Source organism: Halobacillus sp. BBL2006 (assembly GCF_000786645.1).
Classification (GTDB): domain Bacteria; phylum Bacillota; class Bacilli; order Bacillales; family Halobacillaceae; genus Halobacillus.
This window is the reverse complement of record NZ_JRNX01000690.1, coordinates 1-1,251: the sequence shown is the minus strand read 5'-3', so window position 1 is coordinate 1,251 and position 1,251 is coordinate 1. Positions and strand designations below refer to the sequence as shown.

General features: G+C 42.7%; 1 protein-coding gene and 1 pseudogene. Both read right to left on the bottom strand.

Features of this window, described 5'->3' with window-relative positions:
* Nucleotides 1-298, bottom strand: a pseudogene (locus tag LD39_RS18365) (poly-gamma-glutamate synthase PgsB); the annotation flags it as partial.
* 217 nt (nucleotides 299-515) lie between these two features.
* Nucleotides 516-1,251, bottom strand: a 736-nt coding sequence (locus tag LD39_RS21855; RefSeq protein WP_156112689.1) for a LysM peptidoglycan-binding domain-containing protein, incomplete at its 5' end; no start/stop codon positions are given.

Here is a 1,251-nt window from a genome sequence, read left to right as displayed (position 1 = left end):
CCATTTTCATCTGTTCGTTGATGTTTGGTCCTTGAAGACTGCGAATAATGGGTTCTTCATCTTCTTGATTCCAATAAAACATACGAGCAGAGGTGCCTGTTGTTTTCCCTACGACCTTTTGATTGTCCTCTTTCAATATGCCCATCACTAAACGGGTAACCGTTGACTTCCCACGGATTCCATTAACTAAAATTCGAGTAGGTATTTTTTTTAAATTGCGATCAAGAGTATTCTTTTCTCGCAAACCAAGTCCGAGGGCAATAAACGCAAAAATCGCCAAATAAACCAATTCGTCCACAGCATTCCTCTCCCTTCTACCATATCCACCATACCATCTACTATCCTTCTATGAAACTATGTATCAGCAAATTTTTTCCTTTTTCAACACGCGAATTCCTCTCACACTCCTCTTTACCCTAAAATCTTACTTTCAAAATATTTTTTTCTGAAAATTTTATCATTTTATGAAAAAAGCCCCCGAACGATTGGTATACCGTTCGCAGGCTCTGCTTCGTTTAAGTCGGTATAACTAGTTTTGTTCCTGCACGAATTACACTCGGATTGGAAATCTGATTGGCATCTGCAATCTTCTGAACCGTTGTTCCATATCTCCTGGCTATGCTGTACAGCGTGTCCCCTGGTTGAACGGTGTAGGTCGAAGCAGATGATCCAGGCAGCAACAATACTTGCCCTACTTTGATCAGGGACGGGTTTGCCAGCTGGTTTACAGATACTAATTTGCTCACCGTTGTTTGGAAGCGTAAAGCGATCCGGTATAGTGTATCCCCAGGCATCACGGTATAGGTTTTGGAAGAATTGTCCACTTTAGAGGGAATAACGAGCACTTGACCCACTTGAATAAAACTTGGATTAGAAAGATGATTCACGCTAGCAAGCTCAGAGACCTTTACCTGGTTGTTCAGTGCGATCCTATAGAGAGTGTCCCCTGGTTTGACCGTATAGGTCCTTCCTGACGAAGGAGTCAGATTCAAAATCTCCGAAACGGTGACAAATTGATAGCCTCTTGAATTAAGTTGAGAAATAATAGTTGGTAAGGCATCGGGTGTTCCCGATGCTCCAGCCCCTGTGTGCATGAGGATGATCGAACCCGGTACAATGTTAGACATGACACGGTTTGTCACCTCATCTTTTGAGATACCCTTCCAATCAAGGGTATCAATCGTCCAATGGATGGTATGCGTATATCCAGCACTTCCGACTGTATTCAAAACAGCCGAATTTACGGAACCA